This is a genomic window from Streptococcus infantis, assembly GCF_047465525.1.
Taxonomy (GTDB): Bacteria; Bacillota; Bacilli; order Lactobacillales; family Streptococcaceae; genus Streptococcus; species Streptococcus infantis_R.
Genome location: NZ_JASGZS010000035.1, coordinates 1 through 17,727, shown reverse-complemented (window position 1 = coordinate 17,727; position 17,727 = coordinate 1). Strand labels below are relative to the sequence as shown.

At 38.2% G+C, this 17,727-nt stretch carries 18 protein-coding genes; all 18 read right to left on the bottom strand.

The window, feature by feature from the left end:
* Nucleotides 1-151: 151 nt before the first annotated feature.
* Nucleotides 152-1,618: a restriction endonuclease subunit S gene (locus QM374_RS09845; protein ID WP_414311629.1), complete on the bottom strand. Its 1,467-nt coding sequence runs from the start codon at nucleotides 1,616-1,618 to the stop codon at nucleotides 152-154.
* Nucleotides 1,615-3,093, bottom strand: coding sequence for a type I restriction-modification system subunit M (locus QM374_RS09840; protein WP_414311628.1), 1,479 nt, complete (start codon nucleotides 3,091-3,093; stop codon nucleotides 1,615-1,617). The genes QM374_RS09845 and QM374_RS09840 overlap by 4 nt, the downstream gene beginning before the upstream one ends.
* 14 nt (nucleotides 3,094-3,107) lie before the next feature.
* Nucleotides 3,108-5,438 carry an EcoAI/FtnUII family type I restriction enzme subunit R gene (hsdR, locus tag QM374_RS09835; RefSeq protein ID WP_414311627.1) on the bottom strand — a complete coding sequence of 777 codons (2,331 nt, stop codon included), beginning with the start codon at nucleotides 5,436-5,438 and terminating at the stop codon, nucleotides 3,108-3,110.
* Nucleotides 5,439-5,780: 342 nt separating this feature from the next.
* The gene (locus QM374_RS09830) at nucleotides 5,781-7,115 is read right to left on the bottom strand and encodes a sensor histidine kinase (protein ID WP_414311626.1); all 1,335 of its coding nucleotides are present in this window, start codon (nucleotides 7,113-7,115) and stop codon (nucleotides 5,781-5,783) included.
* Nucleotides 7,108-7,779: a response regulator transcription factor gene (locus tag QM374_RS09825; RefSeq protein ID WP_414311625.1), complete on the bottom strand. Its 672-nt coding sequence runs from the start codon at nucleotides 7,777-7,779 to the stop codon at nucleotides 7,108-7,110. The genes QM374_RS09830 and QM374_RS09825 overlap by 8 nt, the downstream gene beginning before the upstream one ends.
* A gap of 115 nt (nucleotides 7,780-7,894) precedes the next feature.
* Entirely contained in the window at nucleotides 7,895-10,441 is a 2,547-nt protein-coding gene (locus tag QM374_RS09820; protein WP_414311624.1) for a M1 family metallopeptidase, read from the bottom strand.
* Nucleotides 10,442-10,563: 122 nt separating this feature from the next.
* A complete protein-coding gene (locus tag QM374_RS09815) occupies nucleotides 10,564-11,004 on the bottom strand; it encodes an ASCH domain-containing protein (RefSeq protein WP_414311623.1) in 441 nt (146 codons plus the stop codon).
* Nucleotides 11,001-11,849, bottom strand: coding sequence for a putative PEP-binding protein (locus QM374_RS09810; protein WP_414311622.1), 849 nt, complete (start codon nucleotides 11,847-11,849; stop codon nucleotides 11,001-11,003). The genes QM374_RS09815 and QM374_RS09810 overlap by 4 nt, the downstream gene beginning before the upstream one ends.
* A gap of 41 nt (nucleotides 11,850-11,890) precedes the next feature.
* The gene (locus QM374_RS09805; protein WP_414311621.1) at nucleotides 11,891-12,619 is read right to left on the bottom strand and encodes a GNAT family N-acetyltransferase; all 729 of its coding nucleotides are present in this window, start codon (nucleotides 12,617-12,619) and stop codon (nucleotides 11,891-11,893) included.
* Nucleotides 12,606-13,106 (bottom strand): NUDIX hydrolase, encoded by a 501-nt coding sequence (locus QM374_RS09800; RefSeq protein WP_414311620.1) that lies wholly within the window; start codon nucleotides 13,104-13,106, stop codon nucleotides 12,606-12,608. Before QM374_RS09800 ends, QM374_RS09805 begins: the two co-directional genes overlap by 14 nt.
* A 39-nt stretch (nucleotides 13,107-13,145) precedes the next feature.
* The gene (locus QM374_RS09795; RefSeq protein ID WP_414311619.1) at nucleotides 13,146-13,751 is read right to left on the bottom strand and encodes a DUF6707 family protein; all 606 of its coding nucleotides are present in this window, start codon (nucleotides 13,749-13,751) and stop codon (nucleotides 13,146-13,148) included.
* A gap of 50 nt (nucleotides 13,752-13,801) precedes the next feature.
* Nucleotides 13,802-14,173 carry an Imm51 family immunity protein gene (locus QM374_RS09790; protein ID WP_414311618.1) on the bottom strand — a complete coding sequence of 124 codons (372 nt, stop codon included), beginning with the start codon at nucleotides 14,171-14,173 and terminating at the stop codon, nucleotides 13,802-13,804.
* Between the two features lie 57 nt (nucleotides 14,174-14,230).
* Entirely contained in the window at nucleotides 14,231-14,572 is a 342-nt protein-coding gene (locus QM374_RS09785) for a hypothetical protein (RefSeq protein ID WP_414311617.1), read from the bottom strand.
* 18 nt (nucleotides 14,573-14,590) lie between these two features.
* Nucleotides 14,591-15,010, bottom strand: coding sequence for an SMI1/KNR4 family protein (locus tag QM374_RS09780; protein WP_414311616.1), 420 nt, complete (start codon nucleotides 15,008-15,010; stop codon nucleotides 14,591-14,593).
* Nucleotides 15,011-15,029: 19 nt separating this feature from the next.
* Complete coding sequence (locus tag QM374_RS09775) at nucleotides 15,030-15,365, bottom strand: hypothetical protein (RefSeq protein ID WP_414311615.1); 336 nt, start codon at nucleotides 15,363-15,365, stop codon at nucleotides 15,030-15,032.
* 36 nt (nucleotides 15,366-15,401) lie between these two features.
* Nucleotides 15,402-16,100 (bottom strand): 3-oxoacyl-ACP reductase, encoded by a 699-nt coding sequence (locus QM374_RS09770; RefSeq protein WP_414311614.1) that lies wholly within the window; start codon nucleotides 16,098-16,100, stop codon nucleotides 15,402-15,404.
* On the bottom strand, nucleotides 16,093-16,329 hold the full coding sequence (locus QM374_RS09765; protein ID WP_247935334.1) for a DUF2829 domain-containing protein: 237 nt from the start codon (nucleotides 16,327-16,329) through the stop codon (nucleotides 16,093-16,095). The genes QM374_RS09770 and QM374_RS09765 overlap by 8 nt, the downstream gene beginning before the upstream one ends.
* Nucleotides 16,330-16,438: 109 nt before the next feature.
* Nucleotides 16,439-17,473, bottom strand: coding sequence for a DNA/RNA non-specific endonuclease (locus QM374_RS09760; RefSeq protein WP_414311613.1), 1,035 nt, complete (start codon nucleotides 17,471-17,473; stop codon nucleotides 16,439-16,441).
* Nucleotides 17,474-17,727: the final 254 nt, after the last annotated feature.

Genomic DNA, 17,727 nt, shown 5'->3' with positions numbered 1-17,727 from the left:
TGGTTAATATGAAACGAATTATGGCCTTAATAAATACAAAATAACCGAGGAATTCGCTCAAATTGATGAGTGATTCCTCGGTTTTCATTTCATTAAAAGTAAGAGAGCTCCTTTTTCAGTGGGCTTAGCTAGCTGGATGTCTTGGTCAGAGTTATTTCAGTTTTTCAACCAAGGGCAAAAGCTCTTCGATTTTTTCTACAATCCGCTCTTGCTCTGCAAGAGGGGGGAGGGGGATGAGGATCGTTTGTATTCTGCTAATTGCCAATTTGGGCTGACCAACTTTTGTAGTTGAACTTATGATTTGTTGTTGAACTAAGTTTGATTGCAAAGTTTTAATTAACCAATCTTGATTTATAGCAGAAAAAACAAGCCTATCTGCATTTTCGGTTAAATTTGCTCCATCCAATTCATAAGGGATTTTACCAATTCTACCTATAGTTCCTGCAACTGTTATATAAACATCCTCTTTTTTTATTATATAGTTAGATATTTTTTCATATATATCATCAGAAATATATTGTAAGTTTTCAGTAGATACAAAACCATCTTTCATATCTGAAACACGTATATAAACATGTTCTGTTTTTGTTAAAGACAATTTTTTTCCTACTGGTATTCTCTTACCTCCATAAACAGTTACAATTTCCCCCAACCTCACCCACTTCCAAGTCTCAGGTATCTCAAAGGGAATTTCATCTTCTGTGATTTCAGGGAGGGCTTTTTGTTTCTTGAGTTTTCCTTCTTGGATCAACTTTTGCTTTTCGTCTTGGATGGCTTTATAAAGCTCTTGACCTGTGCCTTCTTCTGCTCTTTGCTCGACTAGTTTTCCTTGGATGGCTTGTCCAAGGATAGCCTTTTGCATATCAAGAGGGAACTTTTTGTTTAGTTCTTCTAGCCTAGCCCAGGCCTTTTCATATCTTTCAACCAGGGGCAAAAACTCTTCGATTTTTTCTACAATCCGCTCTTGCTCTGCGAGAGGGGGGAGGGGGATGAGTAAGTTAATCATAGTATCAGTTCCTACTCTTGGCATTTTCACCCCATATGTAACAGAATTTATTAAAAAATCAACATACGCTGATTTAAGTAGGTAAACTATAAATCTGCTGTCACAATTGCCAATCATATCAAAAGGAACTAATTCTGACGAACAAACTCCATTATCTGGGGCTATTAAAATTTTTTTTAAATACGGACGAAGTTTACTATAAAGTATCTGATCTTTTTTAAAAATAATTTTTTCACCGGAAATTTTCCTATCAATCGTCATAACTCGGCGAATGATTTTCCCACTCTCTTTTTCAATATCTTCTAAATCCAAAGACCACATCGGTGTCTCAATAGCAGCCACATTTATTTTCTTTTTAGTTTGACTGTATGTAGAAATCTCCCCCAACCTCACCCACTTCCAAGTCTCAGGTATCTCAAAGGGGATTTCGTCTTCTGTGATTTCAGGGAGGGCTTTTTGTTTCTTGAGCTTTCCTTCTTGGATCAGCTTTTGCTTTTCGTCTTGGATGACTTTATAAAGCTCTTGACCTGTGCCTTCTTCTGCTCTTTGCTCGACTAGTTTTCCTTGGATAGCCTGCTGCAAGATCGCATTTTTTAACTGTTGGGGCGTCATTGAATCTTACCTCCCAACAGTTTTTCTATCTCTTCTAGGACTCGGTCGATTTCTGCATTGAGGCTGGCTCTCTCTTCTTGGTAGTTATGGATCAGGTCATGTGGTGCTAGGATGACTTCTTCTTCATGTGGGGAGCCACATAGATCGAGATTGTAGCCGTACTTTTCCTCTAGCTCTTCTCTGGTAAACTTCCTAGCCTTATCAAAACCGTCTTCTAGGATTTCTTCTCGTTGATGCCACCAAGAGAGAACTGGCTCAAAGTGCTCCAACTTCATAGGTTTTGTTTTCGAGAAGTTCTTGTAGCCTTCTGGTTTATCTAGTCGATAAATCCAAGTCTCCTTTGTAGGACCTGTCTTATCAAAGAAAAGAATATTGGTCGTAATCGAAGTGTAGGGACTAAAGACACTGGACGGCAAACGGATAATGGTATGTAGATTAAACTCATTTAACAGTTTCTTTTTGATATTGAGCTTAGCATTATCAGTACCAAATAAAAATCCGTCTGGCAGGATGACAGCTGCTCGTCCTTTTTCTTTTAGACGATACATGATAACCGACATGAAAAGGTCTGCCGTTTCAGAGCTTGCTAAATCTGACGGAAAATGACTTTTGACATCCGCTTTTTCTGAACCACCATAAGGAGGGTTCATCAAGATAACATCAAATTTGTCATCATCTGTATAGTCGAGTACATCTCTAAGTAGCGTATTGTCATGATAGATTTGCGGGACATCCAAATCATGAAGGAGCATATTGGTAACAGCCAACATATAAGGAAATTGTTTCTTTTCGATTCCATAGATAGAAGAAGAATAGGCTTCTTCATCAGCAACTGTCTCTACCTTTTGATGAAGCTCTTTGAGCCAACTTGTGATAAATCCACCTGTACCACAAGCCAAGTCCGCCATGGTTTCACCGATCTTCGGCTCTATCATCTTGGCCATAAAGTCCGTTACTGCACGAGGTGTATAGAACTCACCACTAGATCCTGCGCTTTGTAGTTCTTTTAGGATAGTCTCATAGATTTCTCCAAAGGCATGGCTTTCATTATAATCTCCAAAGTCAATTTCATCAATGACATTGATAACTTGTCTCAGAAGGACTCCGTCTTTCATGTAGTTATTGGCGTCTTGAAAAACTGTCTGAACAATCGCTTTTTTGATTGGGGTCTCACGAGTGACTGCTAAGTTTTTTAGTGTTGGAAAGAGCGTGTTATTGACAAAATTCAATAAATTATCTCCCGTTAGAGCAAGTCCAGTCTTATCATCATGCGCCCAGTTAATCCATCGGCATTCATTGGGAATGATGGAGGTGTAATCGTCCTCGTTCATCTCCCAGTCACTTTCTTTTGCGTCGTATACTTTTAGAAAGAGCATCCACGTGATTTGCTCAATTCTTTGGGCATCTCCATTGATACCTGCATCGTTCCGCATAATATCTCGTAATCGTTTTATAAATCCTGATAGATTACTCATTATCAAATCCTTCCTTAGTTATAAATTGCATTTTGTAGTTCTTCTACAGCATGTTTATAGCCATCTTTTCCTCCAAAGTAACTAGCGATTTTAGATGGCTTACCTAATTTCATAAAAGGATCTAATCTCAAAACTTCCGTAGTCGTAATTTCTGTAATTCCTTTATTCATATACTTATCAAGCAGTGCTTCTAACACTTCTTTAGCAACTCCATTATAGCGACTAAAGAAATCCTGTTTCTTTACATTTTCTGCTCGTTCTTTTCTAGTCAGTGGTTTTTGATTAAAGGCAATATGGCAGATAAAATCAAAATCATCGACTTCTTCCATAGCCTGTTCTTTTTTGAGCTGTTCGATGTCAATCCCACGCTCCAGAAGTATACTTTGTATCTTGTCTTTTTTGGGGTCTTTTCTCCATTCACGAATAAAGGCATCTAATGTCGCGTATTCACCCCTAATATTTTCTTTGGTATAATCGACAATACTTTCCTGTCTCAGTAACTTACCATTTGTATCATAGACAGAGACTGTTTTATGAATGATTTCAACTTTGCAACCATTTCTATCAACAATTGGTTTTATTGCAGGAGGATTCGGTGGTGTACCATCTCCACCTTTCTTTGTTTTACCACCTTTAGGATTGTTTTCAGGGTCAAAGTCATCGTCAATTTCAATTGGACCATCCCAGTCTGGATCAGCAAAAAGTCTTGAAACATTTCTAAAGTCCATCACAACAAAGTGAGTCTTTCCTTCTTTTTCACGAAGTCTGGTACCACGACCAATAATTTGCTTAAACTCTGTCATCGATCCAATCATTTCATCTAAAACAATCAGTTTTGTCATCTTACAGTCTGCACCCGTGGATAGAAGTTTAGATGTTGTGGCAATTACGGGATATTTTGCAGACACAGATATAAAGTAATCTAGCTTACTTTTCCCATAATCATCACTGCCTGTAATACGAACACAGTAGTCTGAGTTTTCTTTTACCATATCAGCATTATGGTTAACAAGGGCAATTCTCATCCTTTCAGCAGCTTCTTCTGTTGGGCAAAAAACAATCGTTTTTGCCATACGGTCTGTCGCCTTTAGATATTTTGTAATTTCACTAGCTACTTGATTGGTTCTATCTTCTATGATGATGTTGTAATCATAGTCTGTATTGTTATATAGTCTATCTTCAATGAGGTTTCCAAATTTATCTTTTTGTCCTTTGACTGGTCTCCAACCATCACCAATATCAGTTGTAATATTGATTACCTTAAATGGTGCTAAAAAGCCATCTTCAATCCCTTTTTTAAGAGAGTAGGTATAAATCGGATCGCCAAAATAATTGATATTCGAAACATATTTGGTTTCCTTTGGTGTTGCTGTCATTCCTATCTGTGTAGCAGAAGAAAAGTATTCTAAAATTTTTCTCCATCTAGATTCTTCCTTAGCAGAACCGCGATGACACTCATCTACGATAATGAGGTCAAAGAAATCTGGTCTAAAAAGCTCAGAAAAATGCTCCTTATCGTCCTCTCCAACTAATTGTTGGTATAGTGAAAAATAGACCTGATGAGAAGTAATCGTGCTAGGGTCATCCTTGGCTACGTTAATTTTATGAATGACTTTTTCAAGAGGAGAAAAATCTTGTTGAATGGACTGATCGACTAAGATATTTCTATCCGCCAAATATAAGATTTTTCTTTTCATCCCACTTTGAAGCAGTCTGTAGACGATTTGAAATGCAGTATAGGTTTTTCCTGTCCCAGTCGCCATCACAAGCAGTAATCTATCTTTTCCTGACGCAATTTGTTCAACAGTTCTGTTTACTGCAACCCTTTGATAATATCTAGGAGGGTAAGAGTTCATACTTGAGAAGTAAGGTTGCTCAATGATTTTTTCTTCTTGCGAACTTAGCCCTTCTCCATTATTCGATTCCGCCTTATATCTATTTATGAGCTCTTCTTCAGTAGGAAACTCATCCAAAGAAAGTTCTCGTTCTCTTCCAGTTAAAAAATCATGCTCAAAAAAACCATCTCCATTAGAACTATAAGCAAAAGGTACATCAAGCATTTCAGCATAGGTCATGGCTTGTTGTAAGCCGAACGACATACTATGCTTATTGTCTTTTGCTTCTACAATAGCAATTGGTTTATTAGGATTTAGATACAGTACATAATCTGCTTTCTTTGGTTTTTCTCTAGAAATTAAATTCCCACGAAGATTAATTTTACCATCTGTTATTTTTGTCTCCATGGTAATTTTATCTCTATCCCATTTAGAGACGATAGCAGGGCTAATATAATGAAATTTTATGTCTTCTTCTGTCATTTCTTTCTTTGTTAGAATTGTACTCATTTTATATTTGCTCCTTGCTATTATTTATAGCATCTATTTCGGTGATATCGATAACAGATTATTTGTTTAAGTCATGAATCTTCTACCAAATACTTGCCATTATTCACCGTACGTAATTATTATGCTACCTCAAAATTTAAAAGTATCTAATAAACTATCCATCTTATTTTATCATAATTACAAGTTTTTCAATATACCATATTGAAGTTCCCAATTTATAGAATTAAAAGAAAAGGTTAATCAGTAGACGATTCTACCAATTAACCCTTTCCCTCTTAAAGCATTTTAATTACGTTTGATTTCTTTAAGCCTTAACTGAACAGTCCTCTGGAACTGTCTTTTTTATTTATTTTTACGCTTGGATGGTGTTTGAATGGCGATTTTTACTTCAAAAATCGTACCATGAGGTTTGTTATCCTTAACACTAATGGTTCCTTTTAAGGCATCAACAATCTGTTTTGCTAAAGACAAACCTAACCCAAAGCCACCTTTTTGACGAGTACGAGCCTTATCAACTCGATAAAAGCGATCAAAAATTTTCTTTTTATCTGCCGCAGAAATACCAATTCCATCATCAGCCACTGACAAATAGAGATTACGCTCTGTAGCAGCGATTACAAAATGAATAACTCCTTCTTCTTCAGTATACTTGACAGCATTGTCAAACAAGATAGTCATCAGTTGCTTAAGAAGAAGCTTGTCTGTTATGATGGTCCGATGAATACGATTTTCAAAATGAAAAACGCGGTTATTTTCAGATGCAATCATCTCATAGTTGGTAAAGGTTGTGTTAAAGAAGTCTGGCTGTACTTCTCCTAGTTCAGGATTGATACCATCATCACGACGGGCTAAATTTAGGAGATTGGTTGTTAAAAAGCGCATGTTTCGAACTTCTTCTAAACTAGAAGCAATACTCTCGCTAGATTCCATAATAGTAGCTTCCGGCTTTCGAAAAAGAGTTTCTAGACGATTTTGGAGAACAGCAAGTGGAGTACGTAGCTCATGACTGGCATTTTCGACAAAACTCTGCTGCTTCTGCATACTTTCAAGCAAGGGTTTGACACTAACGCGAGCAAGATAAAGACTAGCTATGAGTGATAAAATCCAGAAGCTGGCCATGACTACTACGATTAACTGCTCATGATTTTGACTGATTTGCTCTAGCTGACTGGTATTAATTAAAACAGCTGCATACTTAATATTGGTCGAGACAGATTCAATATTCATCTCAGTCAGAATCACTCGATAAATCTCATCCTGCCCATAGCTATTCTGAACATGAAGCTGTCTAATGTGATTCAAATCCTTTTTATTAAATGTAACCCTATCAAGACCTAAAAAGCGATTTCCAGCTACTAGTTGATTTAAATTAGAGTCCAATAAAATCACTTCTGTATTGGAACTGACCGTTGGTTTTTTATCCGTTGATGGAGGAACGGATTGACTATTGAGATCTTTGACTTCATCTGTTGCTCGATTGACAGCCAACTGGATGACATCTTGAGGATTGCCACTGAGAGACAGAAGCTTCTCATCTACTGAGGTGTAGAGGCTGGAGTGCATAACCTGCAAGATAATCAAGGTCATAGCAGAGAAAATCAGAGTAAATACTCCAAAGTTACGGATAAAGTAGCTGAAATCTTCTGCGTACCAATTCTTTTTAAATTTATTAAACATGTTTTAAAATATACCCAACACTGCGTAAGGTTTGGAGATTCTCAGCAAAGGCTGTCCCCTTTAATTTCTTACGAACTTTTGATACATAGACTTCTACAACGGAAATAGTTGTATCACTATCAAATCCCCATAAACGGTCAAAAATCTGTGTCTTAGGTAAGATTACATTTTGATTTTGGAGGAAATAAACCAAGAGATCAAATTCTTTACCCAATAATTCAACAACAGTCTCATTGACTTTAACCTCATTAGTAGAGAGATTGATAGTCAAATCACCATAGGAAAGGGTGTTTTCATTGAACTTACCAGAACGTTTGAGAAGGGCCTGAATACGCATCTTGAGTTCTTCTAGATAGAATGGTTTTGTTAGATAATCATCTGCCCCAAGCTCAAATCCATGACCTTTGTCATCGAGACTTTCCTTTGCTGTCATGATAAGAACTGGTGTCGAAACGCCTTTTTCACGTAATTCTTTTAAGACTTGGAAACCATTTTTTTCAGGCAACATCAAATCAAGCAGAATCAAATCATAAACGCCACTTTCAGCCTCATAGAGACCTTCTTCACCATCAAAAACCTGCATGACATCCGCAAAATCATCCAGAAAGTCAAAAACTGAATTTGAAAGGCCTAGGTCATCTTCCACTAATAGAATCTTGATCATCAAAAATTCCTCCTTATTACACCTATTATAGCAAAAATATCTTAAAAAAAACTCAACTTCCCTTGTTTTTTCAAGAGAAAGTTGAGTTTTTGGAATCTATTTAGACTAGAATCTTTTAAGCTTTGCTATATTGAGCTACAACTGCTTCAACTGCTGCTTTTTCACGCTTGATCAATTCAACGCGAGCTGCGATATCCTTAATCCCCATGCGGATATTACGGCTAAGGGCAAGGTCAGAAAGTTGTGGTTCATAGAAGGCCTTGTATTCTGCTAAGCGTTGCTCTGTTTTAAAGATGTGTGATGGGAAGATGACAAAACTGTCAAAACTCATATCACCACCAAGAGCTGCCTTAATCCAATCCCAGTTTTCACGTGCCCACACCCATACAGTTTCTTGAGTTGCTTGGTGTCCTAAGAATTGGAGATACCATGCTGAAAGGTCCTGTGGTTTCACGACAAATTTGTCCTTCCAAGTTGCAAGCAGTGTTTGGATGTTCTCTGCATCTGTCGCATAAGCAAGGGCTGCTGCCAATTGGCGTTTAAAGGCGGCATCTGTCGCATGAGTATAAAGATCGAGATAAGTTGCAACCAATTCCTTAGTCTCATGGTGTTTCATTTCATTGATGAGAACTTGTGAACGAATAGCTGCTGGAAGTCCTGAAAGATTATCCTTGTGGGCTGCAAAAATTTGGCTAGCAACTTGACTGGCTTCCTCGTCATTTGAACGAATCATCATGGAAATTGTCAATTGACGAACCAATTCATCCTCATCAGATTCACCCTCTTTAGCTTCAAAACCAAGACGGTCATAGTTGTAACAAGCCAGTTTAGCAATAAGGGCTTTAAAGGCTTTTTCTGCCTCTGTTCCTTCATCAATGAAGCGTTCAAGGGCTGTAATAACTTGAGAAACTGCAGCAACAACTAGGTAAGATTCTTCTTTAGACAATTGATCCACTACTGGAAGCAAGTCTGCGTACGAAATGTGCCCAGCTTCAGCTAGCAAACGACGTTCTTGAACGATTTGAAGTTTACTTGTGTTATCAAGTTCTACTAATTCTGAAAGAACAGCATCCAATAAGTCGCCTTGATAGTCTGTAATGTAATGTGCTGTATTTTCTGTGTTAAGACGAAGGGCTCCTTTGTTTTCAGCAAGAAGAGCTGCATAACCTGGAATTTCGATGCTCTCAGTTTCGAGAGTATCTGGCAAGCCTTTCCAGTTACTGTTAAGTGGCACTACCCAAAGACGGTTCTTGTCTTCATGTTCACCGATAAAGAATTGTTTTTGCGAAATCTTCAAAACATCATTTTCAACTGTAGCAGTAAGGACTGGATAACCAGGCTGCTCCAACCAAGAATCCATGAAGGCTGCTACATCACGACCAGATGCTTGTCCGAGGGCGTTCCAAAGGTCACGACCAATGGTATTTCCGTATTGGTGTTTTTCAAAGTAAGCATGCAAACCCTTAGCAAAATCAGCATCTCCTAACCAACGGCGAAGCATATGCATGAGACGGCTTCCTTTGGCATAAACGATAGCACCATCGAAGAGCGTATTGATTTCATCTGGGTGGCTAACTTCAACGTGGACAGATTGAACGCCATCTGTCGCATCACGTTTAAGAGCGGCTGGCACTCCACTTGTTTGGAAGTCTTCAAAGATATTCCAACTTGGCTCGATGGCATCCACACAGACGTATTCCATCATGTTCGCGAAGCTTTCGTTGAGCCAGAGGTCATCCCACCACTTCATAGTCACAAGGTTACCAAACCATTGGTGAGCAAGCTCATGGGCAATGACTAGAGCAACTTGTTGACGGCTGGCAAAGGTAGAGTTTTCGTCCACAACCAAGTAAACTTCACGATAAGTTACAAGACCCCAGTTTTCCATAGCACCTGCTGAGAAGTCAGGAAGGGCGATGTGAAGAGATTGAGGAATTGGGTACTTGACTCCGTAGTAATCTTCGTAAAACTCGATTGAACGAACAGCGATATCCAGTGAGAAATCAAGGTTTGAAAGTGGATGCGCCTTGGTTGAGTATACACCTACCAAAGTACCATTTTTTGTCTTAGCAGTTACCCCTTGCAAATCACCAGCAACGAAAGCTAGCAAGTAAGAAGACATACGTGGAGTTGTCTCAAATTTCCAGATACCAGTTTCATTGCGGTTTTCAACGTCAATCTCAGGCATGTTTGACAAGGCTAATTCACCTTCTGCTTGGTCAAAACGAAGAGAGAGGTCAAAGGTTGCTTTTGCTTCTGGCTCATCCACACATGGAAAGGCTTCGCGGGCAAAGTGGCTCTCAAACTGAGTTGACAAAACTTCCTTCTTAACTCCATCAACTGTGTAGTAAGATGGGTAGATACCTGTCATGTTGTCAGTAATTTTACCTGAAAATGAAAGAACCAATTCGACTTGACCTACTTCGTCAAGTTCGATATGAAGAGCTTCATTTTCATTATCAACTGTAAATGGACGCGCTTGACCTGCTACTTCTACAGAAGCAATTTCTAGGTCTTTTTGGTGAAGGGAAATACGGTCACTTTTAGCTTGACCAGTAATAGTTACTTTTCCTGAAAAAGTCTTGGTCTCACGACTCAAGTCTAAAAACAAATCATAATGTTCAGGAACAAATTTTTCAATATAATGTTCTACTGCTTGCATCATTTTCTCCTATTCTATATTTCTGAGCAAATGCTCTAGTTCAAACATACCTATTTTATCATATTTTAAGTCAGAAAAAAGCTTTGGACGGTGATTTCCAAAACTTTCTTCCTTCTAGTAGTCTACAGAGGGTAGACCTTGCGAAATTCTTCCAAAACAACCTTGCTTTCAGGTGTAAAAATCAGTCCAGCCTCCCTCATCCACTCGGCGAAACAGTCCTCATGAACCTGACGCCAATAGGCTAAAGATTTGTCACCTTCCCCTTCTTTGAAGGCATGAACAGCTGACACTTGATGAAAAGGCTGAACGGAAACCTTTGTAATTTCGATAATGCAGACAGCCCGATCTTGGCTATCTAAAATGATGTCAAAGGTCCCTTCTTGTGGCAGGGGATCGTTATCAACTGCATAAAGATCATAGGCTGATGTAGTTGCAGTCTTTTCACCTTTTAAAACCAAATCTGCCAAGAGATCGGCTTCTACTCCAAAAGCCCAAGCGTCGATTTCATCTCCGATAGAGGGGTTGATTTGCTTGTAGGCATTCCACATTTCTTGAGGTGTCATAGGTTGCTCCTTTGTATTTTTTTACTTTTTTCTTTTACACGTTTGAGATGATCTGGATGGTCAATCTCTAAATTAAAAATCTCCGGAATAGAACTGTAGTGGATAATGCACTCAATCCCCATCTGATTCATTTTTTGTATGAAAGAAGGATTCAGATAGCCTGCTACAGCGAAATCTATTTTTTTCATCCTTGCTTTATCCTGCATCTGTCTCAGCATTTCTAACATAATGGGACTTTCCATATTATGCCATTGACTGTTCCTCACAGTCGCAAAAACAAAAGAAGTCAAATCATTCATTCCCACTACAATCTTTGAAATACCAGTTTCCAGTATCCTGTCCAAGTCGAGATAAGCTGACGGTAATTCAATCATTGTTCCAACTTTTCCAGTAAAACCATGCTGGCGCAACACTCTAATAGCTTGTCTTAATTGGTCGGCATCGTTGACAAAAGGAAAAATAACAGACAAATTGGGATTGGTTTGATAAACTTCTGTAACGACATGTGCCTCAGCCTGAAATTCATCTGGACACACCAATAAACGCCTAGTCCCTCTATATCCAAATAAGGGGTGGCGTTCATCGAAATACTCTTTTGTCCCGTCTAGATTATTTGCTTCTGCATTTGTTAACTCTGAAAAGCGATACCAGACTTCTTCATCTGGGTACAAATGGCAAATAGTGTCTAGATAATCTTTTACAAATTGCTGACAACTTTTTAGCAGTATATTTTGACTGATCTCCCTCACCAAATATTCGCCACGAATCATACCAACATGATGAAATAGTTGTGGGTAAATTTTTTCAACAATTCTTTCGCCACTAAGAGCTAGTTGGTTTTGCATGTCCATTCACCTCGTCTTAAAAGATACAATATCAGATATCATTATATGACGCTTTCATCTAGTTCAAAAGCTTCATAAGGTTCAACTAACTCATATCCTAAAAATTCTGCTACTTTTTTGGAAGCCTCGTTATGAGCATCCCAAAGAGGAAATATATCCCTATTTAAACTCTCTAGAATCATTGCAGCACCAAGCTTTTTAGCAAAGCCATTTCCTTGTTCGTTTGGTCTAGTTGCAACTTCCACTTCAACTGCTCCACGGTAAACTAACCCTGAGGAAATCCCAGCAATCAGTTCTTTATTTTTAAGAACCACAAAGCCAAATCCACCTTTTAAAGCAAAATCCTGGTAGGATTCAAAATCCCCCTGTAAATCTTGTGACCATTCTTCCTCAGAAAGGCAGTTATAAATACGATTATCAATAGGTACCATATTGTAACCTTCCTCTATATGAGTAACTAGATCATTTAAAAATTCAACTTGAAAATTTGCCTTATCCTTAAAAGAATAGCGAGTAAAAGAAATTAGCTCCACTTTCTGATGCAGAAAATCTTGCCAATTGGTATTTTCTGAAATAATAATCTTATAATCTAAACCATATTGCCTAACAAAATCTTCCCAAAATCTGGAATTCAACTCCCCTGCTAGGTATAGAAAATTCCCAACATCATAAAAACTTGTTGTCCTATCACTGTTTCGGTAGACAGTTCCGATTTGAGATTTAAGACCATAGAGAACCATATTTTTCTTCCATGTTTTAAATAGTTCCATTATCCCCCATCTTTACCTTCCAATTATTATAGCTTGTCATGTCAAATTCTGGAAATCCTCGTAACTCTGCCTTCACCTTCAATACTAAGGGGGAGGCATTTTCTTGGGTCATCTGCTCAATAGGGACCCAAACTGCATTTGCTGAATCATTGCTTCCGTCAAGAACTTCATGAGGAAGGGATTTTTGAGAGCGTTCTAAATCAAGTACTATATCATAAAAGGCCATGATATGATGTACTGCAAAGTCTTGCCCCTCTTCTTGAACCATTACATCATAAATCCTAGGATTTGAATATCTGCTAAGAGTATAGCCTGTCTCTTCCAAAACTTCTCTCTTGAGGGTTTCTGTCAACCCTTCACCTACCTCCTGACTACCACCAGGTAAGTCAAAACGATGCTGATAAGGTCCTCTCGTTTTCTCAATGCAGAGTAATTTTCCTTTCTCATAGCAAATGCCATAGACACCAAAGTGATTTTTGATTTCCATATTCCACTCTTTCTAACAATCCAAGATTGATAACTTACCTCATCCTTTAAAAGGAAATAAGCTATAAAGTCCATGCTCCTTGATATACTTCTTCAGTATCTCTATATTCTCTTCGATTTTTTCCTGTATATCTATCTCTTCACAAGATGACTCAGCAATAAAGAGGTTAATTTTCAACAAATCTGTCAAGTATAACAGACGACGTTCCATTTCTGATTCAGGACTTGAAGCTTGCTCGATTTTTGCAAGCTTTTGCTCCAAGCTATCACCATTCAAAAATCTCTGATGAACTCTCCTTCTTATGTTTTGAGTGGATTCCTCCCCTTGTTCTAATGGAGACAAAAGGAGTTTTTTATAGGCAGATAGCTTATTTTCTGTTTCTCTTTCCATATAGGCCAATAAAACCAGAGAACTATCAACAAAGGTCCAAGTGTTATAATTTCCTTCAAATGTGACTTGTATGACACTCTCCAATAATTTCTTAGCCATTTCTTCTTGACCATCTAGATAAAGTAGATAGGCCAGATGATTCAGCGACTCGAGATAGCTAGCTTGGGTTTTCTTATTCTTTTTTAAAATTTTATCTAAATAGAGATGTAGATCTGGATGTTTTTCCATTTGTTCAACTACTTCTGGTAGCTTCATTTGAAATCCTTTCTATTCTTTTTTTAAAAATTTAAAGAGATTTTAGTCAACTAATCCAACTCTGCTCGACTGAACAAGTCTTTCATAGTGTTGATATCATCACAAAACTCTTTAAAGCCAAGAGCAAATCTAGCCAAAGCGTCCACCTTGGAAGAATAGGCGCAAAATATACTTCCTTCAGGATCAAAGTCAATAGCATCGCTTAATTCAGGCATTTTCTCCTCCAAAAATACCAAAGCTAAAGATGTCCAATCGTAGCCATTTCCTTCAAATCCCTCCTCTTCTCGAGTGTCAAATACTTCCTGTCTGTATTCTCCATCAGGGTAATAAATGAGCGACCCTCGAACATTTTTAGGATCCTCATCATATACAAGCAAGTTAAAAGGGGTAATTCTTTCATTTATGTTTTCGTAATCTATCATTTCTTAACTCCTTATGAAAACGTTTATTGGTAACGGAACTTCATAAATCTAGGAGAGCTAGTCAGAATCAAAAGGCATAAAACTATCATGCTGATTATAATAATTCAAAGCTTCGACCAAGTCTTGGAGACTTGCATCTGGTTTTTCCTCAAGTGCGACTGCAAGGACATCAATCAACTGCTCTCCATAGTAGACTAGCTGGAGATCTTGCTCCGATGCATCAGCTGGGTAGACATCAGAACCTTCCTCGACATTCGGATAATCGGATACCCAATAAAGGATATCCAGTTTCAGTTCTCCATCCTCCTTGCCATAGAGACAAAAATTATCTGAAGATAACTGGTCCACGCGTAGCTGCTGGATTATCTGCTCTAGTAAAAGTTCTTGGTGTTTTCGCATCCCGTCTCCTTTTTAATCTCACTCTTCAACAAAAGAGTTCAAAAATTCCTCAAAAGAAGCCCATTGACCATAGATCTCAGCTTTTTCTTCTAAAACATAGAAATACACCTTGCCATAATCCTCTGACCTTAGAGAAAGTGCATAGTTGCCAGATCCAGAATCATAGGCGAAATGGAGAAGGTCTGTAGCCCTAAATCCTGCAGGCACAGCCTCATCGTCATACCATGTAAGAGATTGGCACATTTCCTCAAGTGAATTAAAGGAATTGAAGGGAAAGAGGTGATGTTCATCATGGGCACCCCTTACTTGAGGCTGACCACCGTTGTGCTTGAGATAAAAATTTTTCATGACTTCTGGCAATTTCTTCCCAAGAATCTCCTCAAATTGTAAAAGGTCTTCTTTTGAAATCGGTGAATCTGCTTCTAGTACTCTAAACATGATTACTCCCTTCAGTTTTCTACAATTCTTCTTTTAGTACCTTATCAATAAAGTCATAGACTGTAGTAGCAACTATTTTCATTTCTAAGGAGCCTAAAGCACCCAGGTCATTTTCATAAATACAATCATCAGAATTTTTCATGATAAAGTAAGCCAAATCTCCTTCCTGTCCAATCATAAAGTAATCCGGCTCTACTTCCTCAATCTGATAAGTCTCATTGCGCTCCTCTAGATCCTTCTTGGCATACAAACAGATACCTGTATCTCCAATTTCATAGGGGTCAATCTCTTCCCACTCTGATAAAAACTGATAGTAGAGATTGGGCAAGACAAATCCAAACTCATCTCTTTTCATAGCTTACCTCCACATATTCACTGAGTATCAACTATATTACTTCAAAGACCAACCACCATCAATAGTCAGGATTTGTCCCTGCATGGCACTCGCTTTTCCACTTGCTAAAAAGAGGCTAACTTCAGCAACTTCACCTGGCTCAATCCAGCGTTTGATGGGTGTTTCACTAGCTACCCAGTCCGCCAAACCACCTGGTTCAAAGTCAGCTGCGGTCATACCAGTTTTGACTGCACCAGGAGCAATCCCAAAGACCTGGATACCTGCTTCTGCATAGTCCAAAGCTAATTGCTTGGTAAATCCAGCCAAGGCGTGTTTAGAAGAGGTATAGGCGTGACCACCACCGCCTGCTAGATTTGAAGCGATGGAGCACATATTGATGATAATCCCATGTTTATGTTCCAGCATGTGTGTCAAATAATAGCGGGTCAACTCTACTGGAGTTACGTAATTGATTTCAAAAATCTCTTGAATTTCTTGGGCGGATTGTTCTAGTAAGGACTTGTAGTCATCCAAAACACCTGCCGTATTACAAAGAATATCGACTCGAGGGCACCAATCAAAAATAGGTTCTAAGTCAAGTGTTAAATCACGTTGTAGAAAGTGAAAGTCACCCTGTAAGGCAGGCTTTTCACCCTGATCTACTCCAAAAACCTGATAACCTTTTTCTAAAAAGAGTCGAGCTTGAGCCAGACCAATCCCTGAACTAACGCCCGTAACTAAGACACATTTAGTCATGGACTTCAACCCAATCCGTCGCTAGGACATCACATGGTGTCGGACTCCACATGGAAAAACCTTCCCCTTCTCCAGATACGTTAATGAGGAAATAGGGTGTCACTTCAAGAGCGACCCCGTTTTGCTCGATAGTGTCAAAAAGTTGAACATAGTTTTCAGCTCCACTCCATCCAGTACGTACATATTTCTTCTTAGCCTTTAGTCCAGGCAAAATTTCTTCAAATGTCATGTTTTTCTCCTTTGTTATCTATGAATCTTAATTTAATTATAACAAAAAACCGTTTTCCAACGGCTTTTTGACTGTGATTATTCTGATTTATATAAACTTGAGAAAACTATCACCATTGCAATCCAGCTTCTCTAATTTCCTTTTTAGAGGCAAACTTTCCATTTGGTCGATGCCATCTTCCTTTTCTATCTCTAAAGTAGCCACCTGTATTACTACTTTGTGATTCTTCTTCTGCTGGTGCTGGTGCTTCAGTTTCCTGCTGTTTCTGTTCTTCTTTAGCCTTCTCTTCTGCTTCTTTTTTAGCTTTTTCTTGTGCTTCTTTTTCTTCAGCTTCTTTCTTGGCTTTTTCCTCGGCTGCCTTAAGCTCTGCAGCGCGTTCTTCAGCTGACTTGACCGTATTCTTTGCAGTACCATCTGCATAATTTATTTCAGCATTGGCTGAAACGTTATCCAAGGCGACATGGGTTACGGAATACTTATCAATTTTTTCCTTGCTACTACCTAATTTAATTTCAAGCAAATTTCCATCCTTATCAATTCCTACGTATTGTAAGATAATCTGTCTTGGAATCAATTCATTATCCTTATAGACAGCTGTCACCTTATAGTCAAGGTAATAGTTTGGATGATTTGCAAGCCATGAATCAAGTCCATTTTCATAATAGAGCATGCTACTTTGATTTTTGTCATCCGTTCCAGTAAAGGCACCTGTATTTAACCAAGCTGTCATAGGAACTAGATTTCGGCCTTCATCGTTGAGTCCACTAAATTGATACCCAACTAAATGACCACGATTCATCAGCCAAGCCTCTTTAGAACCATCTCCATAGTAAAATTTATAGTTATGCCATCCAACTGGATCAAAGGTTAATTTAGCTTCTCTCTTTTCTTTAGGCTCATCACTATCTTTTAGCTGAATGTGAGCATAAGTTGCACGGGATTTTGAATCAAGTTCCCCGAGTTCTAGCTGCTTTTCATTTTTAAAAGTAAGTAAGCCAGCTTCCTTGTATAACTTTGTATTATCCTGCGTAGTCTGTTCAGTCGTTACAGGTTCAGCTACTTTCGCCTCTTCTTTATGTTTCGAGCAGCCAACAGATGTCAGTAATGAAAGTAAAACAACAGAAGTCAAAACTATTCTTTTCATTTCAAATGCCCCTATTTTATTAAAATGTTTATTATATTGTTATTTTATACAATTTTACCATATATAGTTTGCTTTTTCAAACAATTATATAAATTTTTAAACAAAGATAAAAAGAGCGAGGTCATACCCAATGTCATTAAGTTAGTAATCTAACTATTTGAATAGGAGATAGGATTGAGATCATCAAAGTGATTCTCTATCCTATCTTCTATTTTTTTGCATAACAAATAAAGGTTTTTTCACCCTATTTTTTG

Bases quoted from the DNA above. Each gene is read 5' to 3' on its own strand.
- QM374_RS09820 (WP_414311624.1), bottom strand. From the start codon at position 10,441: ATGCAAGCAGTAGAACATTATATTGAAAAATTTGTTCCTGAACATTAT.
- QM374_RS09785 (WP_414311617.1), bottom strand. From the start codon at position 14,572: ATGCGAAAACACCAAGAACTTTTACTAGAGCAGATAATCCAGCAGCTA.
- QM374_RS09770 (WP_414311614.1), bottom strand. From the start codon at position 16,100: ATGACTAAATGTGTCTTAGTTACGGGCGTTAGTTCAGGGATTGGTCTG.
- hsdR (WP_414311627.1), bottom strand. From the start codon at position 5,438: ATGAGTACAATTCTAACAAAGAAAGAAATGACAGAAGAAGACATAAAA.
- QM374_RS09760 (WP_414311613.1), bottom strand. From the start codon at position 17,473: ATGAAAAGAATAGTTTTGACTTCTGTTGTTTTACTTTCATTACTGACA.
- QM374_RS09805 (WP_414311621.1), bottom strand. From the start codon at position 12,619: ATGGAACTATTTAAAACATGGAAGAAAAATATGGTTCTCTATGGTCTT.
- QM374_RS09845 (WP_414311629.1), bottom strand. From the start codon at position 1,618: ATGACGCCCCAACAGTTAAAAAATGCGATCTTGCAGCAGGCTATCCAA.
- QM374_RS09800 (WP_414311620.1), bottom strand. From the start codon at position 13,106: ATGGAAATCAAAAATCACTTTGGTGTCTATGGCATTTGCTATGAGAAA.
- QM374_RS09815 (WP_414311623.1), bottom strand. From the start codon at position 11,004: ATGACACCTCAAGAAATGTGGAATGCCTACAAGCAAATCAACCCCTCT.
- QM374_RS09790 (WP_414311618.1), bottom strand. From the start codon at position 14,173: ATGATAGATTACGAAAACATAAATGAAAGAATTACCCCTTTTAACTTG.
- QM374_RS09825 (WP_414311625.1), bottom strand. From the start codon at position 7,779: ATGATCAAGATTCTATTAGTGGAAGATGACCTAGGCCTTTCAAATTCA.
- QM374_RS09780 (WP_414311616.1), bottom strand. From the start codon at position 15,010: ATGTTTAGAGTACTAGAAGCAGATTCACCGATTTCAAAAGAAGACCTT.
- QM374_RS09830 (WP_414311626.1), bottom strand. From the start codon at position 7,115: ATGTTTAATAAATTTAAAAAGAATTGGTACGCAGAAGATTTCAGCTAC.
- QM374_RS09765 (WP_247935334.1), bottom strand. From the start codon at position 16,329: ATGACATTTGAAGAAATTTTGCCTGGACTAAAGGCTAAGAAGAAATAT.
- QM374_RS09795 (WP_414311619.1), bottom strand. From the start codon at position 13,751: ATGAAGCTACCAGAAGTAGTTGAACAAATGGAAAAACATCCAGATCTA.
- QM374_RS09775 (WP_414311615.1), bottom strand. From the start codon at position 15,365: ATGAAAAGAGATGAGTTTGGATTTGTCTTGCCCAATCTCTACTATCAG.
- QM374_RS09840 (WP_414311628.1), bottom strand. From the start codon at position 3,093: ATGAGTAATCTATCAGGATTTATAAAACGATTACGAGATATTATGCGG.
- QM374_RS09810 (WP_414311622.1), bottom strand. From the start codon at position 11,849: ATGCAAAACCAACTAGCTCTTAGTGGCGAAAGAATTGTTGAAAAAATT.